Raw genomic sequence first — 26,434 nt, 5'->3', positions numbered from 1 at the left:
ACACACATATCCATAACAAAAATCGTGGTTATAAAACGGCGCTCCCTTTTTACATAAGGGTTATTAAGTTTATGGATTGTTTCCGATATCTGAAATTAAAAGTGCGGATTTTAAAAAAATAATAAATTTAGTTACGGGATTTATGTATGAAAGCGTTGACAGAATGGTGTTATAAACTTATACTTCGGTTAAAGATACAGGATAATTGTATTAAATGAGTGTGTAGAGGTTGGCAATGCCGTCAATTACCATGTGAAAAAGGGGATCCATTGGAATGACCATGAGGAAGATTTGCATTTCGGATTGGGGGTGCTTAGACACTGCGAAGATGAAGGATGATAGATAGCAAGTTTTAAACTGGCACCTCTGAAAAACTACGGAATATAGATCCTCTGGGGCGCTAATGCGGAGGGTGCTCGTAATTATTCATATCATGGGAGGTTAAGCATGAACAGAACGATGAAACGTTATTTCACTCTGTTATTCATATCCATATTGATCATTTCGACGGTAACCGCTTGCAGCGGCAAGGCAAGTGACGAGCCAGACAATACCGTAACCCAAGAGGAAAGCGTAGAGAAGAATGAGGTGACGTTCGAAGATATCAGCGGGGACATACGGGGCAATAAAGCACCGACACAGGAACAAATCGATGAGGTCAACGGCACACTCAATGATACATACCTCGGTGATGTATTTGACGAAGTCATTCCAAGCGATTATTCCGCTTATCCCGTCAAAGGCGATGTGGTGCTGGATGTATGGATGCCTGCCAACTCCAACATCCCGGATATGAATAATCACTTGGTTCAGAAGCAGGTGGAGAAGCTCACCGGCATTAAAGTGAACTTCATTACGCCGCCCGTCGGGCAGGAAGCGGATGCCTTCACCTTGATGATCTCCTCTGGCGAGCTGCCGGATATCATCATTGACCCGGGCCGTTATCCGGGAGGCTTGGAAGCGGGGGTAAACGACGGCGCTTACCTCGATTTGACCGACCTGATGGAAAAGCATGCCCCGAACTATTCGGCATGGCGCAACTCGGACGAAACGAGAAGAAAAACGACCGTGACCGATGATGGCAGGCTGCTGGGTTTCTACGGGATCGCTCCATATTCCGAATGGATCTGGTTCGGCACATTAATCAAGCAGGAAGCGCTGGATAAGACGGGACTTCCAGTCCCGACGACGATAGACGAATGGTATGAATTTCTGAAGAAATCCAAGGAAGTCGGATATAAAGCACCGCTGAACTACGGATCGACGTACGGCCAAATTTTTACCGGCATCATTAATGGCGCATATGGCGTCTGGGACTGGACCTTCCTGGATGAGAACGGCAAAGTCGCATGGGGTCCTGCACAACCGAAAGCCAAGGAATATCTCGCGACCATGCAGCAGTGGAATAAGGAAGGCTTGCTGAATCGGGATTGGGCTACCGCCGATTTCAATCAACGGATGGCTAGCGCGATATCCGATGATACGGCCGTCATGATGGACTCCCCGGATACGATGTGGAGCTATTGGAAGGTGCAGAACGATATTGATTTCGTGGGGGCGCTGAATCCTGTTCTGAATAAAGGGGACAAATCCGCAACCACCTATAAAAACTTCAAAAGAACCGGAACCGGTGCAGCCATCACGACTCAGAGCAAAAATGTCGAAGCTGCAATGGCATGGCTGGATTTCAACTTCAGCAAAAAAGGCTGGGAGCTCATTAACTTCGGCGAGTACGGCACGGTTCATTTAGTGGATGAACAAGGAATGCCTTATTATCCGGAAAACAGTTACATCTACAATGACCCGGACGGTCAGCCGGTAGACGTCACACTTTGGAAATACCGCTGGCACAGTTGGCCGAACATTCGCGATGAGCATAATGCCAACCCGTTGATTTCGGCGAAGGGAAGCTATTCCGGAGATATCCGAAAGGATTGGACGGAAAACATGGATACCAGCATGGCGATGCCGCCGATCACGTTCACGAAAGAAGAAGCCTCACGCGAAGCCGAGCTTGGAAACCAATTGTCCACGCTGCGCGGAGAATACTTTGCCAAGATCATTATGGGCGAATTGCCGGTCGATGCTTACGATAAATTTTTGAAGGAAGCGCAGAGCATGGGGCTGGACGAATTCCTAAGTCTCCATCAGGCAGCCTTGGATCGGTATAACCAACGATAGTTTTCATAATAAGAACAGGTGGTTGATTCATGGAGATATTACAGAAAAACAAGGAACTAGGCCATGTTCGGACGCCCTCGGAGCCCAAGAATACCAAACGGTTGATTCAAAAAGATCTCAGAAAGAATTGGTTTGTCTATGTGATGGCCCTTCCCGTCGTGGCGTGGTTCTTGATCTTCTGCTATGGACCGATGTGGGGCGTCATGATCGCATTCAAGGATTTCAAGCCTTTACTGGGCTTCGCGGACAGCGATTGGGTGGGCTTCAAGCATTTCATCGATTTTTTCTCCGGACCCTATTTTTGGAGAGTCGTGAAGAACACGCTCCTGCTGAATGTTTGGGGCATCGTGTTTGGATTTACGGCACCGATCATCCTGGCCTTGCTGCTGAATGAAGTTCGTTCTTCCAAGTTTAAGCGGACCGTTCAAACCATTACGTATATGCCGCATTTTATTTCACTGGTGGTTGTGTGCGGGATCATTCACATCTTTACGGCCAATGAAGGGGTCGTTACGCAGCTGCTTTCGTTCATAACGGGAAAAGACTACTCATCCCTTCTCGGGTACTCCAATTTGTTCCGCCCGATTTATACCTTCTCCGGAATCTGGCAGAGCATAGGCTGGGACAGCATCATTTACCTGGCTGCGATGAGCTCCATCGATCCTTCATTATATGAAGCGGCCGATATCGACGGGGTCGGCAGGGTGAAAAAAATGTGGTACATTACGCTGCCTCAGATCAGTCCGGTCATCATCATCCTGTTTATCTTTGCAATCGGCGGATTGATGGCTTCCGGCTACGAGAAAATTATTCTGCTCTATAATCCTTTGATCTACGATACGGCGGATGTCATCGCTTCCTATGTTTACCGCAGGGGCTTGAGGGAAGCGAGCCTGAGTTATTCCACAGCCGTCGGATTAATAAGCTCCATCGTGAACTTCGGGCTGTTATGGATGACAAATACCATCGTGAAACGCAGATCTGAATCCAGCTTATGGTAAGAGAGAGGGAAGGTTATGGAGGATATCAAGCAACTCAAAGTGAAACGAAGAAGGAAGCATAAAAGCATAGGAGACCGCGTATTCGACTTCACGAACTATACGCTGTTAACCGCCTTAACGTTGGTATGTTTTTATCCCATACTGCATATCTTGTTTGCCTCCGTCAGCGATCCCAGCGCCTTGATGGCACATAAAGGGGTGTTGTTAAAGCCGCTGGGATTCACGCTCGACGGTTACAAGCTGGTGTTCAAAGACAACAGCCTGCTGAAGGGGTACATGAATACGATCATTTATGTTGGATTGGGCACCTTGGTCAATATGGTCATGACGATATTGGGGGCATACGTGCTCTCCAGACGGGACTTGTATTTCAAGAATTTTATCATGGTTCTGATTACGATCACGATGTTCTTTGGCGGAGGGCTGATACCCTGGTTCCTGTTAATGAAGGACATCGGCTTGTACAACAATCTGTGGGCGATGATTCTGCCGACCGCTTTAAGCACTTGGAACATCATCATTCTAAGAACCGGCTTCCAATCGATTCCGAGAGAGCTGGAAGAAGCGGCATTGATCGACGGCGCAAGCCAGGCCAACATTCTGATCACGGTGATCCTGCCGCTGTCGAAAGCCACGCTGGCCGTTATCTTCCTGTATTATCTGGTCGGGAATTGGAACTCCTGGTTTAACGCGATGGTCCTGCTGAAGGACAGGGAATTGTTCCCGTTACAGCTGTTAATGAAGGAAATCCTGGTTGCCAATGATTCGACGGCCACCACGATCGGCAGCGCGGGCGGAGTCGTTATTAACAGCGCCCAGAGCTCGACCGCGTTCCGGGAGCTGGTTAAATATTGCGCGATCGTGGTTTCGACGGTGCCTATATTAATGGTGTATCCGTTCCTGCAGAAGTATTTCGTGAAAGGCGTTTATGTGGGTTCGATCAAAGGCTAGACGTTCAAACGAGCACATAGAGAGACTGAATCATTAGGAGTGAGTTGCATCTTGACGACAGAAGTTAGCAAGACACAAACGGTTCGCAATGAATATCCGAGACCCCAGTTTGAGCGTAAAGAGTGGTTAACCCTCAATGGCGAATGGGATTTCAGTTTTGATGATGAAGCCATCGGCGAGGATGCAGGGTGGCATCGGGTGGAAGCGAAGGCTTCCTTCACGCGGAAAATCAACGTGCCCTTTACGTTCCAAAGCAAGCTGAGCGCCATCGGCGACCCTTCCTTTCATGATGTGGTATGGTACCGCAGAACGTTCGACGTGCCGCAGGACTGGAACGGGAAGCGGATTATGCTTCATTTCGGCGCCGTGGATTATTTCGCCAAAGTGTGGGTAAACGGGCATTTAGTGGCGATGCATGAAGGCGGGCATACGCCGTTCCAGGCCGACATTACGGCCGCGCTCGCGGAAGGAAGCAACACGATCGTGCTGCGGGCGGAGGATTTCAGCCGAGACGTCACCCTGCCGCGAGGCAAACAGTACTGGCTTGAGCATTCGGCAAGCATTTTCTATACCCGTACGACCGGCATCTGGCAGAGCGTGTGGCTGGAGCCGGTATCCTCGGTACATCTGAGAAAAATAAGGATGACACCCGACATTGACCGGAACGAAATACGCATTCGGACCTTCCTTGAGGGTTACAAGTCGATGGAGAATCTCAAGCTGCAGATCACCGTATCGTATAAGGGTGAACAAGTTGCCGAAGATCAATATGCAATTCGAAACGCGGAGCAGCTGCGGTCCATCGGTTTGAGTGATTTTACGGATCATGGTCTGGGACGCCTGTGGAGCCCTGAGCATCCGAACCTGTATACAATCGAATTCCGCCTTGTTCAGGATGAGAACGTCGTCGATTTAGTATCCAGCTATTTCGGGATGCGGAAGGTATCAATCGAGAACGGCAAGCTATGCCTGAATAACCGCCCGTATTTTCAAAGGCTCGTGCTCGACCAGGGGTATTTCCCTGAGGGAATTCTAACAGCGCCGTCGGATGAGGCTTTGAAGCGCGATGTGGAGCTGGCGAAGGAAATGGGATTCAACGGCGTGAGGAAGCACCAGAAGACGGAGGACCCCAGGTTCCTGTACTGGTGCGATAAGCTCGGCCTGCTGTTATGGAGCGAGGCGGCCAACGCATATGAATATTCCGAGTCGTATGTTCGCCGCTTCACAGCGGAATGGCAGGAGATCATCGAACGGGATTATAACCATCCTTGCATCGTAACCTGGGTTCCTCTCAATGAGAGCTGGGGAGTTCCGAATGTTCAGCTGGATAAGCGTCAGCAGCAGCACGGGCTTGCGATGTATCATTTAACGAAGTCTTTGGATGATAGCAGGCCGGTTGTTTATAACGATGGATGGGAGCATATGACCACGGACCTGGTCACGATTCATGACTACGAGAGCCGCCAGGAAGTGCTGGAGAAGAGGTATGCAACAGCAGCATCGGCGGTGGAAGCCATGCCGGCCAACCGGAGGATATTCGTCGGCGGTGCTTCCTATGAAGGCCAACCCATCCTGGTGTCGGAGTTTGGCGGCATTGCCTTCAAGAAAAGCGATTGGGAAGGCTGGGGATATTCCGGAGCCGAGAACGAGGAGGATTTCCTGATCCGGCTCAAGGCCGTAGTGGATCCCATGTTCTCTTCCCCGGTGATCCAGGGATACTGCTACACGCAGCTGACGGATGTCGAGCAGGAGATCAACGGCTTGCTGACGTATGACCGCAAGCCCAAAGCGCCGCTTGAAACCATACGCAGCATCATGACGGGACAATAGGAGGTGTGGAGAAATGGACGGGACGAATGCTTACGAAGGAGTATACCATAACGAGAAAGCAGTTTATTTAAGAGCCGGGAGTTATGAGGCTATCATGCTTCCGGATATCGGCGGGAATTTGATATCGTTCCGGGACCTCGATAAGGGCTGCCGGTTTCTGCATGAACCGACGCTTAACGAAATGTCGGCCTTCAAAGCAAGGCCGATGATCCATGGCATTCCGGTGTTGTTTCCCCCGAACCGGTATCAGGATGGCCGGTTCCGGTGGAACGGCAAAATCCATCAGCTGCCGGTTAATGAAGAGGCAACCGGTCATCATCTGCATGGATTTCTGTACAATATTCCATGGGAGGTTGATGAATACGGGCATTCCGGGCAGGAAGCTTATGTGACCGTGTCTGTCCGCGTGGATGAACGGCATCCGGTATTTCGGAGCTTCCCGTTCCGGTTCCATATTCAGCTTCGGTACGGATTAAGCGAGCAGGGGCTATCCCAGCGGGTAACGATTACCAATACAGGCCAAGAAGCCATGCCGTGTCTGCTGGCGTTTCATACGTCCGTTAACGCGCCATTTACCGAGGGAGGCGACGCCCGGGATTACCGCTTAAAGCTGACCGTCGGGAAGCGATGGGAGCTGGATGGTCGAATGCTGCCCACTGGCTCCCACCAGGAGCTGTCGGCGAACGAGCAGGCCATGCAAGGAGCAGGCGTTTATCCTTTCTTTGAAGGGATGGACAATCATTATACAGCCGAGCCCCAAAACGGAAGAAACCGGATGGAGCTTACCGATGGGGCGAAGAAACTGACGCTGGTCTATGACGTAGGCACCTCCTATAAACAATGGATGATCTGGAACAACGAAGCGACCGAGGGTTTCTTTTGCCCTGAGCCGCAGATCAATCTGGTCAATGCACCCAATATGGACATGGAAGCTGAAGAGATCGGATGTTTCAGCCTTGAACCGAATGAAATCTGGGAAGAGACCAGCAGGCTGTATGTGAAGGAAAGCCAAGGCTAAAAGCCGCAGGTGACAGTCGGCAGAAAGATAAATGCCGACAAATTAAACATATAAGAAGGAGTTAAACATGACTGAATTAACACTGCCGCGTCCGGAGTACCCCCGTCCGCAATGGGTAAGACCCGACTGGATCAATCTGAACGGTTCTTGGCAATTCGAAATCGATCATGGGAAAAGCGGGAAGGAGCGCGGATTCCATGAGCCGGGACATGATCTGTCCGGAACGATCACCGTTCCTTTCTGCCCCGAAAGCAAGCTGTCCGGCGTTGAATATAAGGATTTCATGGCAGCCGTATGGTATAAGCGGGATTTTACCGTGCCTGAAGCATGGGAAGGCAGCATCCTGCTTCACTTCGGGGCTGTGGATTACGAGGCGGAAGTATGGGTAAACGGTGTATCCGTAGGATCGCATCGCGGGGGATATACGCCCTTTAGCTTAGATATCACCTCGCATGTAATACCGGGCAAGAACGTGATTACCGTCTGTGCGGAGGATGACGTCCGTTCCGGACGCCAGCCGCGCGGAAAACAAAGCGGACGCTTCCACTCGCATGGCTGCGATTATACCCGTACGACGGGGATTTGGCAGACGGTATGGCTGGAGCAAGTGCCGCGGGTCTATATGTCCGACATGAAGCTGGTGGGTGACCCGGATAATGGCTGTGCCCACCTCGAGATTAAGATCAACGGGAACGCAGCAGGCCATAAACTGACCGCATCCGCCCAGTATGAAGGGAAAGCGGTAGGGAATGCGAGTGCCGTCGTATCCGGGCCGTACGTCAAACTTACCATTCCATTATCGGAGGTTCACTTGTGGGAGGTGGGTCAGGCCAGGCTGTACGATCTGGAATTATCCCTGCAAGGACAGGATCAGGTGTGTGACACCGTCCAATCCTATTTCGGGCTCCGAACCGTCATGCTGGACGGAATGGCCTTCCGCATCAACGGCAAATCCGTATTTCAACGACTTGTGCTGGATCAAGGCTTCTATCCGGATGGGGTCTACACCGCGCCAAGCGATGAGGATCTCCGCAAAGATATCGAAATTTCGATGGGACTCGGCTTTAACGGCGCAAGGCTTCACGAGAAGATGTTCGAACCGCGCTTTCTGTATTGGGCTGACCGGTTAGGGTATCTGGTATGGGGAGAGCATGCCAATTGGGGGCTCGACATTACCACGGCGGAGGGGTTGTCCCATTTTCTGCCGGAATGGCTCGAAGGGGTGGAGCGCGATTTCAATCATCCGGCCCTCATCGGCTGGTGTCCCTTCAACGAGACGTGGGACCGGGACGGCTCCAAGCAAAATAACGACGTACTGCGTATTGTATACGAAGTCACGAAGAAAATGGACCCGACGCGTCCCGTGATTGATACGAGCGGCAACTTCCATGTCGTGACGGATATTTTCGATATCCATGATTACGACCAGAACCCGGAGACGTTCAAACAGCGATATGAGCCGATGAAGAACGGTGGAGAGGTGTACAATAGCTTCCCGAATCGGCAGCAGTATGAAGGCCAGCCTTATTTCATCAGCGAATATGGCGGCATATGGTGGAATCCGGACCAAAAAGACGAGAAGTCCTGGGGGTACGGCGACAGGCCGACATCCGAAGCAGCGTTTCTAACGCGTTATGCGGGCTTAACGAATGTGCTGCTGGATCATCCGATGATGTTCGGTTTTTGTTATACCCAGCTGTACGACGTGGAGCAGGAAGTGAACGGATTGTATACCTATGACAGACGTCCAAAATTCGATCCCGACGTGATTCGCCGCATCAATTCCCGTAAGGCCGCGATTGAAGATTGAGCCGTTATCATGACCGTTATCGAAGTAGGCAGTGTTACATTTCTGCATGATGTATGATTGCATATTATCCGAAAGGAACGTGACGAAGGATGAAGGTGAATTACCGGAACAAATTATTGCTCACGATATGCGCATTCCTTATTCTTCCTATGGGTCAGGCGACACATGCGGCTACGCTTCAAAATAACTTCTACAACGTGGTCATGCAGGAGGGCGCGGATCCATGGGTTTATAAACACACCGACGGCTTTTACTACTTCACAAAAACAACCGGCGGAAATGTGACCATATGGAAGTCCGCACAGCTTACGACGATTGATGCAGCTCCGACGAGGGTAGTGGAAACGGGCTGCTGCAGCATCTGGGCTCCCGAATTGCATTACATCAATGGGGCCTGGTACATCTACTATGCCAAGGATGACGGGGATAACGTCAACCACCGCATGTATGTCATGGAGAACACGTCGGCGGACCCGACGCAGGGAACCTGGCAGTACAAAGGCCAGATTACAGACCCGACGAACAAATGGGCGATTGACGGCACGGTGCTGCAAACAGGCGGTCAGCTGTATTTTATATGGTCCGGCTGGGAAGGCGACACCAATGTCCGGCAGAATTTGTATATCGCCCGCATGAGCAATCCCTGGACGATCGATTCGAATCGCGTTGAAATCGCAAGGCCTACTCACAGCTGGGAAACGAACCATTCTCCGCACGTAAACGAAGGGCCTCAGGTGATTGTGCGAAACGGTCTCATCAATCTGGTATACTCGGCAAGCGGAAGCTGGACGAACGACTATTGCCTGGGCCTCATCACGGCCAGCGTAACCAGCGATCTGCTGAATCCGGCATCATGGAGCAAACGCAGCCAGCCTATATTCAAGTCCGGTAACGGTTTGTACGGACCGGGTCATCATTCGTTCACCAAGTCGCCCGACGGTACGGAGGACTGGATACTCTATCATGTCGCCAAATACAATAATGCCGGGTGGAACCGCGAGGTTCGAATGCAGAAATTCACGTGGCATGCCGACAACACGCCAAATCTCGGCGTCCCGGTGAATCCGAATGCTCCGATAACCTTGCCTTCCGGCGAAGCAGCACATATCCGTTACGAAGGCGAGGAAGGGACATTCGGCGGTATCGCCTATGCATCTCAGAGCCCTAACGGCTCGGGAGGCATGAAGGCCGGGCATATCGATACGCCGGAGAGTTATGTGGAATTCACGGTTCATGTCGCGTCGGCAGGCGAATACATTCTGCTCGCCCGCACGGCGAACGGGACAGCCGGGGGGAATTGGTCCCATCTCATGCTCAGCGTAAATGCCGGTACGGCGAGCAAGTTCCATATCACGAATAAAGGATGGGAGAACTGGGGACTGTCCACGGCGCGGATTCAGTTGAAGGCCGGCGTGAACACGATACGTTTTTCAAAAGGCGAGGGATATGGAGAAATCGACTTTATTGACATCAAGCCTGCGAATTAGGACACAGCCGATGGCATAGTGGGTCGATAAATAAAGAGTTGTTAGCTTGATCATGGATGGCTTCCGGTTCTCCCGGAGGCCATTTCTGGCTATGAAAGTCATGGTTTGCTTGTCCGGCTATATGATGCCGTATGGCAAGACGCAGGAAAATGGCTGGTGTAAGCCTTTCCAGTGTGATTGTTTTTCATTTCATTAAGAAGTAAAATTATTGTAATGAATATGTTTAAAGGAGAGCAGATTTGTGCTGGAACTTGGTTTTAACGACCCGGAAAGATTGGTCACGGTAGCCCATGCCTTGTCAACACGTTCTCGGGTTGATATTCTAAGGCTCTTGAATTCCAAGAACTTGAATATCATAGAAATCGCCGAGAAGCTCAAACTCCCCGTTTCGACGGTAGCGAGCAATATCAAAGTGTTGGAAGCGGCTGAGTTAATTAATACGGAATTGCTTCCGGCGTCACGTGGGGCCATGAAGGTCTGCAGCCGGAATTATGATGATATTCATATTGCGTTGAATTTGAGAAACTCGGTACCCAAAGGAGTAACGCATGTCTATGAAGTAGAGATGCCGATTGGCCATTACAGCGATTGCGAAGTATCGCCGACATGCGGAATGGCGAATGCCGACGGGTATATCATAAAGGAAGACGAGCCGGCGAGCTTTTACCATCCCAAGCATGTTAATGCCCAGATCATCTGGCTGCGCAAGGGATATTTGGAATATTTGATGCCGATGGATATTCCGGCCGGAGCTCGCATCGAATCGCTTGAATTGTCCATGGAGATGTGTTCCGAGGCGCCCAATTATGATCATAACTGGCCTTCGAATATTTCCGTGTGGGTCAATGGCGTTGAAATTGGCATGTGGACAAGCCCCGGCGATTTCGGGGATCGGCGCGGCAAGCTGAACCCGAATTGGTGGTATGATTGGGCAACGCAGTACGGGTTTCTTAAGACTTGGCGGGTTGATCATGAGAAGACGACGCTGGATATGGAGAAAGTGTCGGGTGTTACATTGGCTGAGCTGAATCTTTCCGAGAGTCCCAAATTGCGGCTGCGTATCGGCATTAAGCCCGATGCCGTCAATCAAGGAGGGCTGAATCTGTTCGGTCGCCAGTTTGGAGATCACGAACAGAATATCATCATGCAGTTGAAATATACGATGGATCAGGATGGGGAAGACCTTTAATCACGCTTGTATAAGTGGCCGAAGGCTTAGCTGTTGACGAAGAAGAGGCAAGTCAGCGGCAGCTTGTTGGCGAAGAGGTTTCCCGTTTAGATAAAGGATAAAGTGGCAGTGCAGAAGGTGTTTCTGTGCTGTCGCTTTTTTTTGTTTGCCCTTAGAAGTATTCGGAGTAACACGCGAATCCTTATCGAATGAGGATCATTTTCATGAAAAGAGCCCATTCTTTTCCCGGTTTACATTCCGTTTAACTAGGGGTGCTACGATTCAATCATCATCCATTAGCGAAGAGGAGGAAATCATAATGGAGCATGCATACAAAAAGAAAATAGAACCAAAACCTGGCGACTTGGCCGTTGAGGCTTACGGACTGGTCAAAACATTCGGCGATAACCGCGCCGTGGATGGGGTGGATCTGAACGTACGTACCGGAACGATCTACGGTGTGCTTGGCCCGAATGGGGCAGGCAAGACGACCACCATCCGAATGCTGGCGACCTTGCTAAGACCGGATGCGGGTTCGGCCCGAATCTTCGGACATGATGTGCAGGCGGAATCGCAGATTGTCCGTCAGTTGATCGGGGTAACCGGCCAATACGCGTCGGTGGACGAATCGCTCAGCGCTACGGAGAATCTGATTATATTCTCCCGTTTGCTTGGTTTGGGGCGTAAGGAGGCAAGGCGCAAGGCGGAAGAGCTGCTTGAGGAATTCGGTTTGTCGGAAGCCGCGAAGCGGCCGCTAAAAAATTTCTCCGGCGGCATGCGGAGAAGACTGGATCTGGCGGCAAGCCTGATTGCCCAGCCACCGCTCATCTTCCTGGATGAGCCGACGACGGGGCTGGATCCAAGGACGCGTTCCCAGATGTGGGATACGATCCGCCGATTGGTGAATACCGGTTCAACGGTATTGCTGACCACGCAGTATCTCGAGGAGGCGGACCAGCTGGCAGACCGCATCGCCGTTATCGATTACGGCCGGGTTGTGGCCGAGGGTACGGCCGATGAACTGAAGATGTCGGTAGGCACTTCCTCGCTGCATTTGACTGTCGAGGATTCGGTTGACATGGATCGCGCCCGCCATACCGTGGAACAAGTGTTAGGCGTCCATGCCAATGTATCGCCGGAAGCCGGAAAGATAACGGCGCCGATGGCAAATGCGGGTCTTGTTACAGACCTGTTGATCGAGCTGCGAACGGCAGGAATCGGCTTGTCCGAGATGAGCGTGCAGAAGCCGACCCTGGATGAGGTGTTCCTGACGATCACCGGCCACGGCGTGAAGGAAGACGCTGCCCAAGGGTCTTATGAATCCAATGATCGAGAGGTGGCACGGGTATGAGCAGCTCCATGATTCAGCCTGGGACGGAACGTCAGCTTAAGAACCGCACGAGTTTGGGTCAGACGGTCCGAAATTCGTTGACGATGGCTTACCGCGGGCTGCTGAAGCTCCGGCGCACGCCCGAGCAGTTGTTTGACGTCACGTTTCAGCCCATTATTTTTACGCTGATGTTCACCTATATTTTTGGGGGCGCCATCTCCGGTGACGTGGCGAGTTATTTGCCCGTCATCATTCCCGGCATCCTCGTCCAGACCGTGATTACGACCTCCGTCGTCACAGGCGTTCAACTGCGCGAGGATATGGATAAAGGCGTATTCGACCGATTCAAATCGCTGCCGATTGCACGCATCGCACCGCTGGCGGGCGCCCTGCTGGCAGACACGATTCGGTATACCATTGCGACGGTGCTTACCTTTACGATGGGATATATTATGGGGTACCGGCCTGAGGGCGGCTTGGGTTATGTTGCGCTTGCGGGGTTGGTCGTCATTTTGTGCTCATGGGCCATTAGCTGGATTTTTGCTTTCTGCGGCGTGATTGCAAGATCTGCCTCCGGCGTGCAGGGGATATCGATGATCGTGCTATTTCCGCTCACGTTTCTCTCCAACGCGTTTGTGCCGGTGGATACGATGCCGGGCTGGCTGCAGTGGTTCGTCAATATGAATCCGATCTCGCATCTTGTAACAGCCGTTCGGGATCTCACCAACGCTGGCACTGTGGGCTGGGATCTCACGATATCCTTGGTTGGTGCCGCGGTTATCGTGGCGATCTTTGCTCCCATTACGGTTCGTGCGTACATGCGCCGCACTTGATACCAAGGGGGCTCGCCTAACGGCGTTTACCCATCCTGCCGGGGAAAGCAGGACTTCCGTCCGAAACGCAGGTTGACATCGATTTATTAATTCACTATACTGTCTGTAATCTTATAAGCGACATACGTTGAAAGAGCCCAGTAGCAGCTTGGTCCCTGTTCTAGAAAGCCGGGGGATGATGGAACCCGGTACACACCAAGGCGGCGAAATACACTCTGGAGTATCTCGGGTAATGCCGAGCGGAAACGACGAACGATATCTCGTCTAATGAGCGGCATGAATGACGCGCGGCAGCGTGCAGATCATTCGTGCAATCAGGGTGGTAACACGGTTAACAATCGTCCCTATGTCTATACAGACAAGGGGCGATTTTTTGTTTTTCAACGAGTTGGACGTTTCGTTATAAGGAAATTACTGAACTAAAAGGAGTGTTAACACTGTGAATATTATCGACGAACTGGAATGGCGCGATGCGATCAACCAACAGACGGATGCCGAAGGCCTCCGGGAGCTTACGAATGAAAAATCCATCTCGCTGTACTGCGGCGTGGACCCAACGGGCGACAGCATGCATATCGGTCACCTGATTCCCTTTATCATGCTCAAACGCTTCCAGCTTGCCGGCCATCGTCCGGTCATTCTGATCGGGGGAGCGACAGGCACCATCGGGGATCCAAGCGGACGTCAAACTGAGCGCTCCCTGCAGACGCTGGAGCAGGTTCAGGCTAACGTTGACGCGCTGACCGGGCAAATGAAAAAGCTCTTCGTAACCGAGGGTGACAATCAAATCCGCATGGTTAACAACTACGACTGGACGCATAAAATCAACATCATCGAATTCCTGCGCGATTACGGCAAGAACTTCAGCATTAATTCGATGCTGGCGAAGGACGTGGTTGCGAGCCGGCTTGACAGCGGGATTTCGTTTACGGAATTCTCATACCAAATCCTGCAGTCGGTCGACTACCTGCATCTGTACCAGCATGAGGACGTGCAGCTGCAAATCGGCGGATCGGACCAATGGGGCAACATTACAAGCGGCCTGGATCTGATCCGGAAGAAAGAAGGGCCCGAAGCAAAAGCATTCGGCCTGACCATACCGCTCATGCTGAAGGCCGACGGCACGAAGTTCGGCAAAACGGCCGGCGGCGCGATCTGGCTCGACCCGAACAAAACGACGCCGTTCGAGTTCTACCAGTTCTGGGCGAACACCGACGACCGCGACGTTGTGAAATACCTGAAGTACTTCACCTTCTTGACCAAAGAGCAAATTGACGAATTGGCCGAAAAGGTGCAGAGCGAGCCGCATAAACGCGAAGCGCAAAAAATGCTGGCTGAGGAAATGACGAGATTCGTGCACGGCGAAGAGATGCTGGAGCAGGCTAAGCGCATTACGGCGGCTTTGTTCAGCGGCGATATTAAATCCCTTACGGCCGATGAGATCGAGCAGGGATTTAAGGAGATGCCGACTTTCGAAGCCACGCCGGAAACGAAGAATATCGTGGACTGGCTTGTGGATCTGGGCATCGAGCCTTCCAAGCGGCAAGCTCGTGAGGATATTACCAAAGGCTCCATCTCGATGAACGGCGAGCGTATCAGCGACGTCGGTCACGAGGTGACAGCCGACCAAGCGATCGGCGGCCGCTTCATCATCATTCGCAAAGGCAAGAAAAACTACAGCTTGGTGAAAATGTCCTAGAAGACGTTGTAACCATCGGGGAGAACGGTCTCCCTGGACGAAAACACCCATAAAAAGCCGCTAAACACGTTTCATGTGCTTAGCGGCTTTCATATTACCAGGTTATCCAGAATCTTTTGGTTGGCCTATTGGCGTTCTTCTTTTATTTGAAAGTTTCTCTCATTTAATAGGATAATATTTGTAGTGTTAAAGGAGGTAGATGATATCATGAACATTCAACTGCAGACCGAGCTGTGCGAGCTGTTCCAAATCCGTTATCCGCTCTTGCAGGCAGGGATGGCCGGAGGACCGACAACAGTAGAACTGGTCGCCGCCGTATCCAACGCAGGCGGACTCGGCACGCTGGGTGCGGCTTACATGGAGCCGGCTGCCATTCGCGACAGCATTCAGGAAATCCGCAAGCGGACGGATCAGCCTTTTGCCGTCAACCTTTTTGTGCCCGGTGCCCGGGATCGCCATGAGCGAATCGGAGAGGTTCAACAGGAGTTAAACCGGATGCGGGATGATCTTGGCATTCCCCATGCGGGCAAGGACCACGTAGCAACCCCGGATTGGTTCGAGCAGCAATTCGCGGTTCTGATCGAAGAGAAGGTGCCTGTCATCAGTACGGCATTCGGGATTCTGGATGAGCCTCATATGCAGCAAGCAAAAGCGGCTAGGCTTCGGGTTGTTGCGATGGCTACCACAGTCCGCGAAGCCATGCTGGCTGAGCAGGCAGGGTGTGATGCCGTCGTTGCCCAAGGCAGCGAAGCGGGGGGACACCGTGGAACGTTTGATATTTCGGAGCACCCGATGGGGGCCCAGATCGGAACGTTTGCCTTGGTACCGCAAATCGTGGATCACATCAAGATCCCCGTTATTGCCGCCGGAGGCGTGATGGATGGACGCGGGCTCGCAGCTTCGCTTGTTCTTGGAGCCCAAGGCGTTCAGATGGGGACGCGATTCCTGACCGCAGTCGAATCGGGTGCGCATGAGGTTTACAAGCAAGCGCTCCTTCAGAGTACGGAAGAGAGCACGGTGATCACCAAAGCGTTCTCGGGACGGCCTGCAAGGGGAATCGGCAATGCATTCATCCGGCAATGGGACCAGAGCGGCATAGAGCCGCTGCCTTTTCCTACGCAGAATACGGTGACCCGCGACATCCGAAACGCGGCTAATCGCCAAGACAATCCGGAGTATATGTCATTGTGGGCGGGGCAAGGCACCAGAGGCCTGACTGCAGGACAAACGGCAGCGGATATTGTAGCCGAGACGATCCGGGAAGCGTTGTTGATCTGCTCATTTTCTTCGTAAATCCGATCATTGGAGATGAGAGCGGATTATGCCATTCGCTTAGGAAAACATGAAGCAGCAGGCCACCTGAAGAAAACCCATAAGGTGGCCTGCATATCTTTTGGCTAGAAGCCGTAAGTATCTCCGCCTTCGCCGCTCCACGTCATCTCCACGAAGGAGGACGGATTGGAAGAAGTCGCTGTTTTGGAGCCGGAAGCGTAGAGTCCTCCGGCAACACCGGTCATGGTATAGTCGGTATACAATTTGTTCGACGTATAGTTCGTGTAAATCATCGCTCCCGAAATATTCGATGCGGTTACGTTCTTAAGCTCCAGATTGCTTCCGTAGGACACTCCGTCCGAGGCCGTGGTTTTGCTTGTTCTGAATGCCTGGCCCGTGGCCGCATTGTTTTTGACGGTGGTGTTGATGATCTGTACGTCATTGGCCCGCATGAATATTCCGTTGTTGCCCACGGTCGACTCCGGCACTGTATTCTGAAAGTCAACCGTGCTGCCGATCACTTTGATATGATGCGTACCCTCTTTAAAATCAAAGCCGTCGTTTTTGGTCTGTATGGCGCTGCAATTCAGGAACGTAATGTATCCGCTTCGATCCGGATTGGGCAGTGTGGTCCAGTTCTGATCGGCATCCCCCACATAGAAGCCCTCGCCGAACTTCCCGCCTTGCCCCGCGCTATGGGCGGTACTGTTCGAGACAAGCCAGTACTGGCTGTTTTTCCGAATCTTGAACGCTTCTGCCGTCGTATTTTTGACCGTTACGTTGGTAACGTAGCCGTGAGAGGCCTCAATCAGCAGGCCTTTGTTTGATTTGGAGTTGGAGTTGATCGTCACATTCTCCAGCTTATAATAGCTGTTCTTGATATGGAAAGCCGCATTGCCTGCCGATGCGGTGAAATGAAAAGTGGCTCCGCTGCCCGTGCCGCGAATCGTAATGTAATTGCCTGACGATCCGTTCCGGGAGGTTGCAATGGTTCCATCCGACACCGAGTAGGTCCCGGATACTTCAATAATGTCACCGGGATTCGCGCTGGCTAGGTAGCTCCGCAGCGTCGCGACGTCACCGGCCGGGACCGTTTTGGTTGCCGCCTTTACAATATGACTAGGGTAGAATGCAAATACAAGCATGAAGCAAAATAAGGATACGATGCCAAACTTGATGGATGGCTTGATCATCATGAAACCTCCTCGCTATTTTGGACACGATTCACCGTACTGTCGCATGAATTGCCTACAATTCTTTCTGTGCGAAACACATCACCTCACTTAACAGGGATCAGAATCATTGTTTAAGCGCTCTAATTATAATCCAATCCCCATACCACATTGCTGCTTGAAAATATCATAATTCCGTCTGCATTCGATACTGAAGAGGCGTCAAACCGTACTTTTTCTTGAACATGGCGATAAAATACGAGGGGTAGTTGAATCCGGCCTGTTTACTGACGTCTTCGATTGTTAGAGACGGCAAGCCAAGAAGCGTTCTGGCTTCCTCCAAGCGCTTGTTGTTCGTATATTCGATGATGGTCATGCCCATCTGCTCTTTGAACAGCTTGGACAAATAACTGGGAGAGAAATGAAGCTCCGCAGCCATTTCGTTAATCGTGAAGGATAGATGATAGTGCTTGCCGATCCAGCTTACCATGGCGCCGACAGGCTCGATCGAAGCAGCGGGAGCAGGATACTTGAAGCCCCCGCTACGATCCGCCGGGTAAATATGGCTACTGAAGTAGGTGAAGAAATGAAATAAAAACAAGGCAACAACTTCCTTCTGAACCTTGGACGGAACGCTGGCCAGCATTTCATGCAATTGCAGAAACTGATTTTCCAAATATATGGAATCCTTGGGCGACAAATGAAACACCTGATTGGACCACGGATGCTCCAGCAATTGTGAAACCGCGGTTGTCAGCTGCGGGAGTGCGGTGAGGAAACGCTCGATGACGGAGGCTTTGATTTTCAGCAGGCTGCGAATGTAATTCGGCGGTACGATGACTTCAATATGGTGAATTTGAAAAGGTTTAATCAACACCAAGGTGCCGGGCTTGAGCGAGTACGTTTGATTATCGACGAAATATCTTCCGGCGCCTTCGTGAATGTACAGAATCTCCAACCCTTCATGATAATGAAAATATTCCACTGGCTCGGTATGTACGCTTCGATAGTTGAACAGATACAGATTGTCACGCCAAGGAATCGAATGGTGAATTTTCATCTGAAAAACCTCCTTTTGCATGAATGATGGGTTCAATTACAGGGCTTCCAGCATTTCGGATACATCGTATGCCTAACCCTGTAAATCATGCTTCTGCGTTTGACTGCAGCAAGCGAATATCGCGCACAAGAGGGAAAACCGGGAGGCTGTCGAACACTTTATCATAATATATATGTTAAAAAATGCTGCAATGACGGCATAACGGGGGTTATGATGTCCACGCCTATTTTGTCTACAAAATTGTATATACCATCTCCCCGATCGAGGGCTGTTCTTCGCCCCCGCCTAATCGAGGGTTTGAACGAGGGACTGCGTCTGCAGCGCAAGCTCACTATGATTTCTGCCTCTGCAGGCTGCGGTAAAACTACGCTGCTCAGCCAATGGATTAAAGATTCCCCGCTGCCCGTCGCCTGGTTGTCTTTGGAGGAGGGGGATCGTGAACCCGCAAGATTCCTGGCTTATCTTGTGGCCGCCCTGCAAACCGTCGGGGTTGAAATCGGAGAGGGCATCATGAGCAAACTCCAAGCGCCATCCCCTCTTCCTCTGCCGCTCGAAGGTATCGTCACGGCCATCCTTAACCACATAGCGGCCCTGCCGAATCGGTTCATTCTGGTTCTTGACGATTACCACGTGTTGGATTCCAAAGCGATAGACAGCGCTCTTGATTTTCTCATCGAGCACATGCCGCCGCAGATGCATGTGGTTATCGCCAGCCGCCAGGATCTCGCTCTGCCCTTGGCCCGGCTGCGTGTCCGGGACCAGTTGACGGAAGTGCGGACATCAGACTTGCGCTTCACATCCGATGAAGCCTCTGAATTTCTGCGCCGCTCCATGGGACTGGATTTGTCGACGGAGGATGCAGCGCTCCTCGAATCGCGCACGGAGGGCTGGATTGCCGGCCTGCAATTAGCGGCGCTGTCTTTGCAGGGCCATCACGACGCTGCCACCTTTATCCGATCCTTCGGCGGCAAGCACCGTGACGTACTGGACTACCTGGTTGAAGAAGCACTGCAGCAGCAGCCCGAGGATATTCAGGATTTTTTGCTAAACACCTCCATTCTTGAGCGGTTGTGTGGTCCATTGTGTGACTACGTTCTTCGGAGCGGAGCTCGTGATTCTCGGCTGAGCGCCATCTCCGGGCAAGAAACCCTGGAGTACCTGGAGCGCTTCAACCTGTTCATCGTTCCGCTGGACACGGAGAGGCGCTGGTACCGATATCACCATTTGTTCTCGGATGCGCTTCGGCAGCGTCTGACCCGAACGGGTGCTTCTGCGGTTGGCGGAGAGAGGGACGTGTCCGAATTGCATCGTCGTGCCAGCGAATGGCATGAACGTCAAGATCTTCTGCTGGAAGCTTTCCAGCATGCGATTGCCGCTTCGGATGTGGATCGCGCCGCACGCCTTATTGAAGGGAAGGGGATACCTTTGATCTTCCGTGGGGCAATAGGCCCTGTGCTCCATTGGCTGGATTCCTTGCCTAAGGAGGAGATGGATGCAAGGCCCGCGCTACATGTCATGCATGCTTCCGCCATGTTAATGGTCGGTCAAATGACCGGTATCGAACCTAAACTTCAAGCCGCCGAAACCTATCTGCAAGCTGCGGAGGACGATTATACCCGGGATCTTATAGGGCATATCGCCTCCATACGTGCCACGCTTGCTGTCAGTCAACATCAGACGGAAACCATCATGGCGGAATCGCGCCGGGCCTTGGAATTTTTGAGTCCGCATAATCTGCCCGTGCGCACAGCGACGATATGGACGCTGGGATATGCCTACCAGCTGCAGGGGGAACGGGCCGCTGCTGGCAAGGCGTATCGGGAAGCCGTGATCATCAGTCAGAAGATTGGGCACATCACGATCAACATGATGGCGACGCTCGGACTCGGAATGATTCAGGAAGCGGAGAATCAGTTATATGTTGCGGCCGAGACGTATCGGCGCGTTCTGGATTTGGCGGGCGATCCTCCACTGCCGGCAGCATGCGAAGCACATCTGGGCCTAGCCCGAATATGCAGCGAGTGGAATGATCTGGATGCCGCGGAACAGCATGGACAGCTGGCCCTCCGCTTGGCCGGGCAGTTCGAGCATATCGACAGGGGCGTGGCCTGCGAGGTGTTTCTCGCAAGGCTGAAGCTTACACGGGGAGCGGTGAGCGAAGCGGCTGCCATGTTAGCCAAGGCGGATCACTTCGCCCGTCAGTATCATTTCACGCATCAGCTGCCCCATATTGCCGAAGCACAGGTGCTTGCCCTGCTGCGGCAAGGGGATGTCAGTTCAGCGTTGCAGCTTGCCCAGAGGTTTGAGCTCAAGCTAAGCCTAGCCAGGGTGCTGCTGGCACAGGGGGATACGGCGACAGCGCTGGTGATCCTCGAACAGCTGCGGACGGATATGGAAGTTAAAGAATGGATGAACGAACAGCTTAAGGTGATGGTGCTGCAGGCTTTGGCCCTTCACGCCCATGGGGAGAAACGGAGAGCGGCACAAGTTATTGCGGATGTGCTGGAGATGGGCGAGCCGGGCGGCTTCATCCGGATGTTTATCGATGAAGGGGAGCCGATGCGGGAATTGATCAACGCAGCAGCTTTGAGCAAACCGAGGCAGAAGATAGATAAGCCGAAGCATTGGCCATTAAGCGAAGCTGTAAACAAATCGAAGCAGAAGCTGTTAAGTGAAGCTGTAGACAAACCCAAGCAGCTGCCCTTAAGAGGAGCCGTAGACAAACCGGAGCAGAAGCTGTTATGGCCCATCCGTGACTATCTGGAGCGATTGCTGCATGCATTTGAGGCTGAAGGACTGAAACGTGGAGTCACATCCGTATTCGTTCCTGGGTTTGTTCAGCCTGCGGATTCTCTGATTGAGCCGCTAAGCCGGCGGGAGATGGAGGTTCTGCGTCTCATTGCCGAGGGGCTATCGAATCGTCAGATTAGCGAGAGGCTTTTTGTTACGCTCAGCACCGTGAAAGGGCATAACCGGATGATTTTCGATAAACTCCAGGCCACGCGCCGTACCGAAGCTGTAGCGCGAGCGCGAGAGCTGGGTTTACTATAAGGTGACAATCGTAGTATACATATTCATCCATGGCTATCTCCCTTCCTATACCGCTATTCATGAGAGAACCATACTGTGCTGTCCATAAGAAAACCATACTTAAGTATCTATGTTCCGGTACCTGACGGCAGATATACTGATTGCAAATGCCAGTTTGGAGGAAACCCATGAAAGCAATGGTATGCACCGCTTATGGAGCACCGGATGTTTTACAGCTGCAAGAGGTAGAGAAGCCGATCCCAAAGGATCGCGAAATTCGGATCAAAATTTATGCAACCACCGTCAATTCGGGGGATTGCCGCGTGCGGGGATTTCGCAGTCCTCTTTTGTACAGGATTCCCATGCGGCTGGTGCTGGGTCTGAGAAAGCCAAGACAACCGATACTCGGGGTAGAGCTGGCGGGGGAAGTCGAAGCGATTGGCAGGGATGTTACGCGATTCAAGGTAGGCGATCAGGTCTTGGCATTCAGGGGAATGCAATTCGGTACGTATGCCCAATATATCTGCATGCGTGAAGATGCGTTATTGCTGTTAAAGCCCGATCATGTGACTTATGACGATGCCGCCGCCGTATCTTTCGGAGGAACGACGGCCCTGCATTTTCTTAGAAAAGGGAATATCCGGCAGGGACACAAGGTTCTGATTTACGGAGCGTCCGGTGCGGTTGGGACGTTAGCCGTACAGCTTGCTAAGCAACATTATGGAGCAGAGGTAACCGGCGTTTGCAGTGCCGTGAATATGGGGATGGTGAGGTCGCTCGGAGCCGATCGGGTCCTTGATTATACCAAAGAGGACATTACGACGACCGGAGATCGATACGACATTATTCTGGACGCGGTCGGTAAACTGCCAAAATCCAAATGCAAGCATTTGCTCACCCCGGGCGGGAGCTATGTAACCGTTGAAGGGCAAGGGGTAGCCAAGGTGCTGATGGAGGATCTGAGATTGCTAGCGGAGCTGCTGGGAACGGGGAAGATCAAGCCGGTCATCGACAGAAGGTATGCATTGGAGCAAATGGCCGAGGCGCACCGGTATGTGGATGAAGGTCGCAAGAGGGGCAGCGTTGTCATCACGGTGGACCATGATCATTGAGGAAAAGTCATCATTCACGGCGGGCATGATTATGACAGCTGATGAAGTTAGGCATCATTCACGGCGGAGCATGATTATGAGAGCTGATGAAGTTAGGCATCATTCAAGGATATAGCAGCCATCCAAGGATATAGAGAGACATTCAAGGTATAGACAGACATTCAAGCATGCCCCGGACCACTCACCGTGCGGACACAGGTAGCAGTGCCGCACGATGTACTCATTGACTAGCCGATCCTGCAGAGGGTTGGCTTTTCTCATTAGAACGTGGGGAATCAGTGATTACCATCCGGATTAAGCAGGAAGAAATCTCTAAACCTTCTACTAGGAAGTGATATATAATGTGATCACATATATGAATTCCAAGGGAAGGGCTGCTGCATAACGATGTCTAAAGCCGATAATATGCTGGCGATGCTATGGCTGCTGAAATCGCGAAGAAGAATAACCGCTAAACAACTATCGGAGGAGCTGGGCGTACATATCCGGACGGTTTACCGATGCATTGACGCGCTCTGCATGTCCGGCGTGCCTGTCGTATCCGAGATTGGGCGCGATGGAGGCTACTCCATCCCGGAGCATATCAAGCTGGAGCCGCTGTTTTTTGAGGCCGATGAGCAAAGGGCGCTTCTTCATGCCGCCGCATTCGCACGGGAAGCGGGTTATCCATCCGAAGAGCCGCTTAATCGAGCCGTTTCCAAAATAAAACGATATACGAATTCCGAGCAGCTGGAGCGTTTGGAGCGCCACGAAAGCAGTATTGAGGCCATCCATCCTCCTACAGCTTCTTCGCTTACCAGGATACTGCATGAGATCGAGGCGGGGATCGACCGGCAATCCAGCCTCGAGATCGACTACGCCACAGGCTATGACGGTATAACACAACCACGTATCCTGGATCCTTACGGACTCGTCCATTGGAAAAGCAAATGGTACGCGGTGGGCCATTGCCATCTGCGCGGTGAAATTCGCTGCTTCCGCGTCGACCGTATGCGCGATATCCGGCATACCGACAACGCGTTTGACCGTCCGGCGTCGTTTTCCCCGCGGGAATACGTATTGGACAGCTTGTTATCGGGGCAAGGTTCCGAATCCAATCCTCATTTGGTTTCCGTACATATCCAAGGCCTCCCTCAAGCTTTGGACGATTTATGCGCGCATTGGCTGCTCAGTCAAGCCCTCGTCGAACGTACGGCGGAGCATGCGGTGTTCAGGCTGGATGAGCATATGTTATACACGCAAGTTGCCTACTACCTATTGTCATTTGGCGGGAAGATTCGAATCATCGGGCCCGAGGAACTGAAATCAGGCATGATCGACATTGCGGAGTCCCTCTTGAAATATTATCAATCCTGAAGATAAACACTGACCTTCTTTGTCAGTGTTTGTATTATATAATGAACTCCAACAGATAGCGTCAGGGAGGAGAGAGCTCGATGGCAGGCACGATTTTTAAACAAGAAGTGATGAAAGCAACCGAACGTTCGTGGGAGGAATGGATTGTGGCCCTTGGGCAGGAAGTGGGCCCGCTCTGGTCACATGAGCAGATCCGAAACCATATCGTTGAGCAGCATCAAGTATCCGGGGAATGGGGCGAGTGGATCGCCGTCATGTATGAGCAGGTCATGGGGCGGGTGCCCGTCGGCTTATCCAAAGATGCCGGGGTGCAGATCGGGGTCAGAAAGACGATGGCCGCGACAAAAGAGAGGGTTTGGGATTTCCTCATGTCTTCCGAGGGACTGTCATTATGGATCGGGGATGTTCCTTCTCTGGAGCTGCAGGTCGGGCATGAGTATGAATCGAAGGAAGGCGTGTCCGGCAAAATTACGGTGGTCGTACCCTACCATAAGCTGCGCTTGACTTGGAAACGCAAGGAGTGGGACAACCCGTCCCGGCTGCAAATCTATGTGTTGTCCACGAAGACTGGAAAAACAACCATCGCGATTCACCAGGAGATGCTCGATGATGTTTATATGAGAGAGATCATGAGGTGTTATTGGGATGAGATGCTGACGACGCTGCAAAACCGGGTGATGGTGCCGAACTGAACAGATTCCGTTATATGGACCGTAGGGTTATCAACCGGATTGAATTGACTACTCCAACGTTATGAGGACTTAGGTTCGCTATTACGTCTCGTAGGGTGGGTTTAGGGTAATATGAGGACAGAGGTTCCGCTATTACGTCTGGATGGGTGGGTTTTGGGCAATATGAGGACACCAGTTCCGCTATTGCATAGAGAAGGGCGATAATTTGTGGTTTTTTAAGTAAATAGCGGATTCTGAGTCCGGAAGAACGGGAAAAGTGGCTGTTTTTTTCGGAATAACGGATCTGGTGTCCACTAGTTTGTTTATTCGTCATTTGGGTATCTGCAGGAACGGATACGTGCACCCGTCAGGTACTGTGTTACAAGCTGACTTTAGAGATGAGCGGAGTTTAGAGATGTTTTTATGAGGCGTGGTTTCGCGGTGGGCTACTGCGACGTTATGAGGACAGAGGTTCCGCTGTACGTCCCGACGGGTGGGTTTGGGTAATATGAGGACAGAGGTTCCGCTATTACGTCTGGACGGGTGGGTTTTGGGCAATATGAGGACACCAGATCCGCTATTACATAAAGAATGGTGATAATTTGTGGTTTTTTAAGTAAATAGCGGATTCTGAGTCCGGAAGAACGGGAAAAGTGGCTGTTTTTTTCGGAATAACGGATTTGGTGTCCACTAGTTTGTTTATTCGTCTCTTGGGTATCTGAAGGAACTGATACGTGCTCCTGTCAGGTACTGTGTTACAAGCGGAGTTTATAGGTACGGGCTCGTTGTTCACCGCTTGCTATGTCCAGTATCTGAAGCTCGACCAGTTTATGCAATAAGCGTCGGGTATGCCGGTCACTCACCCTAAGATGATTTGCGAGTTCTAATGGGGTTATCGGGCGTAGCAATCGCCGCGCAAATCGGACAGCTTCTGCCTCCAGCCAACTTAAGGACGCAGGTACATCTGACGCCACAAATCTGCCGACGAAGGATAAAATGAGCTGCTGGCATTGTTTTGGCTCTTCGACGATGGAGGGGTAAGCAATGGGAAGGAATGTCCAATCATCCAGTGCCAGTAAGCAGTGACGGCGGCATAAATCCTTAAACCTTCTTACGTCCAAATCGCGGGCATGCGGGCCGTATCCTTGGATTTCGATGCCTCCTCTCGCACCACCGGGCATGTAGGCAAGGTCTAAATAACGATAACCATTGCTGAAATCGCGTACTTCCCATTCCGGATGCAAGTCATTGAAATTACCGATTGCGGGAAACCACACTGAGCGCAGAAACTCGACGGTACCGTGGCCTAACCCTTTCTGAAGGATTTCGAGCCTGCGGGGATTCTTTTCATTCAAAATATTCGTGTGTATCCAGAGCTCATATTGTTGATCAAACCGTGACATGTTCATTTTTCCTCCTTAGTATTAGATGGAATGCGATTGCGCTAGAAAAT

19 protein-coding genes and 1 other annotated feature are annotated in these 26,434 nt (G+C 51.7%); of the genes, 16 read left to right on the top strand and 3 right to left on the bottom strand.

The annotated features are described in order from the left end of the window. Window positions 1-447: 447 nt before the first annotated feature. The 12 genes from MKX98_RS25220 (at window position 448) to MKX98_RS25165 (ending at window position 16,601) form a co-directional block, all read left to right on the top strand. Window positions 448-2,181 carry an extracellular solute-binding protein gene (locus MKX98_RS25220; protein ID WP_339219102.1) on the top strand — a complete coding sequence of 578 codons (1,734 nt, stop codon included), beginning with the start codon at window positions 448-450 and terminating at the stop codon, window positions 2,179-2,181. 29 nt (window positions 2,182-2,210) lie between these two features. Then, window positions 2,211-3,182 (top strand): ABC transporter permease subunit, encoded by a 972-nt coding sequence (locus MKX98_RS25215; RefSeq protein WP_339219100.1) that lies wholly within the window; start codon window positions 2,211-2,213, stop codon window positions 3,180-3,182. 15 nt (window positions 3,183-3,197) lie between these two features. Then, complete coding sequence (locus tag MKX98_RS25210; protein ID WP_071223309.1) at window positions 3,198-4,133, top strand: carbohydrate ABC transporter permease; 936 nt, start codon at window positions 3,198-3,200, stop codon at window positions 4,131-4,133. Window positions 4,134-4,184: 51 nt separating this feature from the next. Then, window positions 4,185-5,963: a sugar-binding domain-containing protein gene (locus MKX98_RS25205; RefSeq protein ID WP_339219098.1), complete on the top strand. Its 1,779-nt coding sequence runs from the start codon at window positions 4,185-4,187 to the stop codon at window positions 5,961-5,963. 13 nt (window positions 5,964-5,976) lie between these two features. Further along, window positions 5,977-6,981, top strand: coding sequence for an aldose 1-epimerase (locus MKX98_RS25200; RefSeq protein WP_339219096.1), 1,005 nt, complete (start codon window positions 5,977-5,979; stop codon window positions 6,979-6,981). Window positions 6,982-7,048: 67 nt separating this feature from the next. Continuing rightward, window positions 7,049-8,791 (top strand): sugar-binding domain-containing protein, encoded by a 1,743-nt coding sequence (locus MKX98_RS25195; protein ID WP_339219094.1) that lies wholly within the window; start codon window positions 7,049-7,051, stop codon window positions 8,789-8,791. Window positions 8,792-8,880: 89 nt separating this feature from the next. Continuing rightward, a complete protein-coding gene (locus MKX98_RS25190) occupies window positions 8,881-10,278 on the top strand; it encodes a family 43 glycosylhydrolase (protein WP_339219092.1) in 1,398 nt (465 codons plus the stop codon). Window positions 10,279-10,519: 241 nt separating this feature from the next. Then, window positions 10,520-11,467 (top strand): ArsR family transcriptional regulator, encoded by a 948-nt coding sequence (locus MKX98_RS25185; RefSeq protein WP_071223304.1) that lies wholly within the window; start codon window positions 10,520-10,522, stop codon window positions 11,465-11,467. Window positions 11,468-11,765: 298 nt separating this feature from the next. Continuing rightward, a complete protein-coding gene (gene tetA(58) / locus MKX98_RS25180) occupies window positions 11,766-12,797 on the top strand; it encodes a tetracycline efflux ABC transporter Tet(58) subunit A (RefSeq protein ID WP_220684216.1) in 1,032 nt (343 codons plus the stop codon). Next, window positions 12,794-13,609: a tetracycline efflux ABC transporter Tet(58) subunit B gene (tetB(58), locus tag MKX98_RS25175; protein WP_071223302.1), complete on the top strand. Its 816-nt coding sequence runs from the start codon at window positions 12,794-12,796 to the stop codon at window positions 13,607-13,609. The genes tetA(58) and tetB(58) overlap by 4 nt, the downstream gene beginning before the upstream one ends. 118 nt (window positions 13,610-13,727) lie before the next feature. Continuing rightward, window positions 13,728-13,958, top strand: a binding site (T-box leader). Window positions 13,959-14,048: 90 nt separating this feature from the next. Next, entirely contained in the window at window positions 14,049-15,308 is a 1,260-nt protein-coding gene (tyrS, locus tag MKX98_RS25170; protein WP_339219087.1) for a tyrosine--tRNA ligase, read from the top strand. Window positions 15,309-15,515: 207 nt separating this feature from the next. After that, the gene (locus MKX98_RS25165; RefSeq protein WP_339219085.1) at window positions 15,516-16,601 is read left to right on the top strand and encodes a nitronate monooxygenase; all 1,086 of its coding nucleotides are present in this window, start codon (window positions 15,516-15,518) and stop codon (window positions 16,599-16,601) included. Between the two features lie 104 nt (window positions 16,602-16,705). Here MKX98_RS25165 and MKX98_RS25160 read toward each other — a convergent pair whose 3' ends face one another. Further along, window positions 16,706-17,776, bottom strand: coding sequence for a hypothetical protein (locus tag MKX98_RS25160; protein ID WP_339219083.1), 1,071 nt, complete (start codon window positions 17,774-17,776; stop codon window positions 16,706-16,708). Between the two features lie 163 nt (window positions 17,777-17,939). Further along, window positions 17,940-18,812 (bottom strand): AraC family transcriptional regulator, encoded by an 873-nt coding sequence (locus MKX98_RS25155; protein WP_339219081.1) that lies wholly within the window; start codon window positions 18,810-18,812, stop codon window positions 17,940-17,942. A 228-nt stretch (window positions 18,813-19,040) separates the two neighbouring features. Here MKX98_RS25155 and MKX98_RS25150 point away from each other — a divergent pair, with 228 nt between their 5' ends. From MKX98_RS25150 to MKX98_RS25135, 4 genes are all read left to right on the top strand, one after another. Further along, complete coding sequence (locus MKX98_RS25150) at window positions 19,041-21,863, top strand: LuxR C-terminal-related transcriptional regulator (RefSeq protein WP_339219079.1); 2,823 nt, start codon at window positions 19,041-19,043, stop codon at window positions 21,861-21,863. 167 nt (window positions 21,864-22,030) lie between these two features. Continuing rightward, window positions 22,031-22,954, top strand: coding sequence for an NAD(P)-dependent alcohol dehydrogenase (locus MKX98_RS25145; protein WP_339219077.1), 924 nt, complete (start codon window positions 22,031-22,033; stop codon window positions 22,952-22,954). Between the two features lie 387 nt (window positions 22,955-23,341). After that, window positions 23,342-24,310 carry a YafY family protein gene (locus tag MKX98_RS25140; RefSeq protein WP_339219075.1) on the top strand — a complete coding sequence of 323 codons (969 nt, stop codon included), beginning with the start codon at window positions 23,342-23,344 and terminating at the stop codon, window positions 24,308-24,310. 80 nt (window positions 24,311-24,390) lie between these two features. Further along, window positions 24,391-25,002, top strand: coding sequence for an SRPBCC domain-containing protein (locus MKX98_RS25135; RefSeq protein WP_339219073.1), 612 nt, complete (start codon window positions 24,391-24,393; stop codon window positions 25,000-25,002). 734 nt (window positions 25,003-25,736) lie between these two features. Here the strand turns inward: MKX98_RS25135 and MKX98_RS25130 are convergent. Further along, on the bottom strand, window positions 25,737-26,384 hold the full coding sequence (locus MKX98_RS25130) for a transcriptional regulator (RefSeq protein ID WP_339219071.1): 648 nt from the start codon (window positions 26,382-26,384) through the stop codon (window positions 25,737-25,739). Window positions 26,385-26,434 lie beyond the last annotated feature (50 nt).

The organism is Paenibacillus sp. FSL W7-1332 (genome assembly GCF_037969785.1).
In the GTDB taxonomy this organism is placed as follows: Bacteria; Bacillota; Bacilli; order Paenibacillales; family Paenibacillaceae; genus Paenibacillus_AQ.
Note: the sequence above shows the minus strand (reverse complement) of the source record. Positions and strands in the feature narration are given on the sequence as shown.

What these genes read in the sequence shown, in the direction of transcription:
- MKX98_RS25220 (WP_339219102.1), top strand. Translation starts at nt 448, where the DNA reads ATGAACAGAACGATGAAACGTTATTTCACTCTGTTATTCATATCCATA.
- MKX98_RS25215 (WP_339219100.1), top strand. Translation starts at nt 2,211, where the DNA reads ATGGAGATATTACAGAAAAACAAGGAACTAGGCCATGTTCGGACGCCC.
- MKX98_RS25210 (WP_071223309.1), top strand. Translation starts at nt 3,198, where the DNA reads ATGGAGGATATCAAGCAACTCAAAGTGAAACGAAGAAGGAAGCATAAA.
- MKX98_RS25200 (WP_339219096.1), top strand. Translation starts at nt 5,977, where the DNA reads ATGGACGGGACGAATGCTTACGAAGGAGTATACCATAACGAGAAAGCA.
- MKX98_RS25195 (WP_339219094.1), top strand. Translation starts at nt 7,049, where the DNA reads ATGACTGAATTAACACTGCCGCGTCCGGAGTACCCCCGTCCGCAATGG.
- MKX98_RS25190 (WP_339219092.1), top strand. Translation starts at nt 8,881, where the DNA reads ATGAAGGTGAATTACCGGAACAAATTATTGCTCACGATATGCGCATTC.
- MKX98_RS25165 (WP_339219085.1), top strand. Translation starts at nt 15,516, where the DNA reads ATGAACATTCAACTGCAGACCGAGCTGTGCGAGCTGTTCCAAATCCGT.
- MKX98_RS25160 (WP_339219083.1), bottom strand. Translation starts at nt 17,776, where the DNA reads ATGATGATCAAGCCATCCATCAAGTTTGGCATCGTATCCTTATTTTGC.
- MKX98_RS25155 (WP_339219081.1), bottom strand. Translation starts at nt 18,812, where the DNA reads ATGAAAATTCACCATTCGATTCCTTGGCGTGACAATCTGTATCTGTTC.
- MKX98_RS25145 (WP_339219077.1), top strand. Translation starts at nt 22,031, where the DNA reads ATGAAAGCAATGGTATGCACCGCTTATGGAGCACCGGATGTTTTACAG.
- MKX98_RS25140 (WP_339219075.1), top strand. Translation starts at nt 23,342, where the DNA reads ATGTCTAAAGCCGATAATATGCTGGCGATGCTATGGCTGCTGAAATCG.
- MKX98_RS25135 (WP_339219073.1), top strand. Translation starts at nt 24,391, where the DNA reads ATGGCAGGCACGATTTTTAAACAAGAAGTGATGAAAGCAACCGAACGT.
- MKX98_RS25130 (WP_339219071.1), bottom strand. Translation starts at nt 26,384, where the DNA reads ATGTCACGGTTTGATCAACAATATGAGCTCTGGATACACACGAATATT.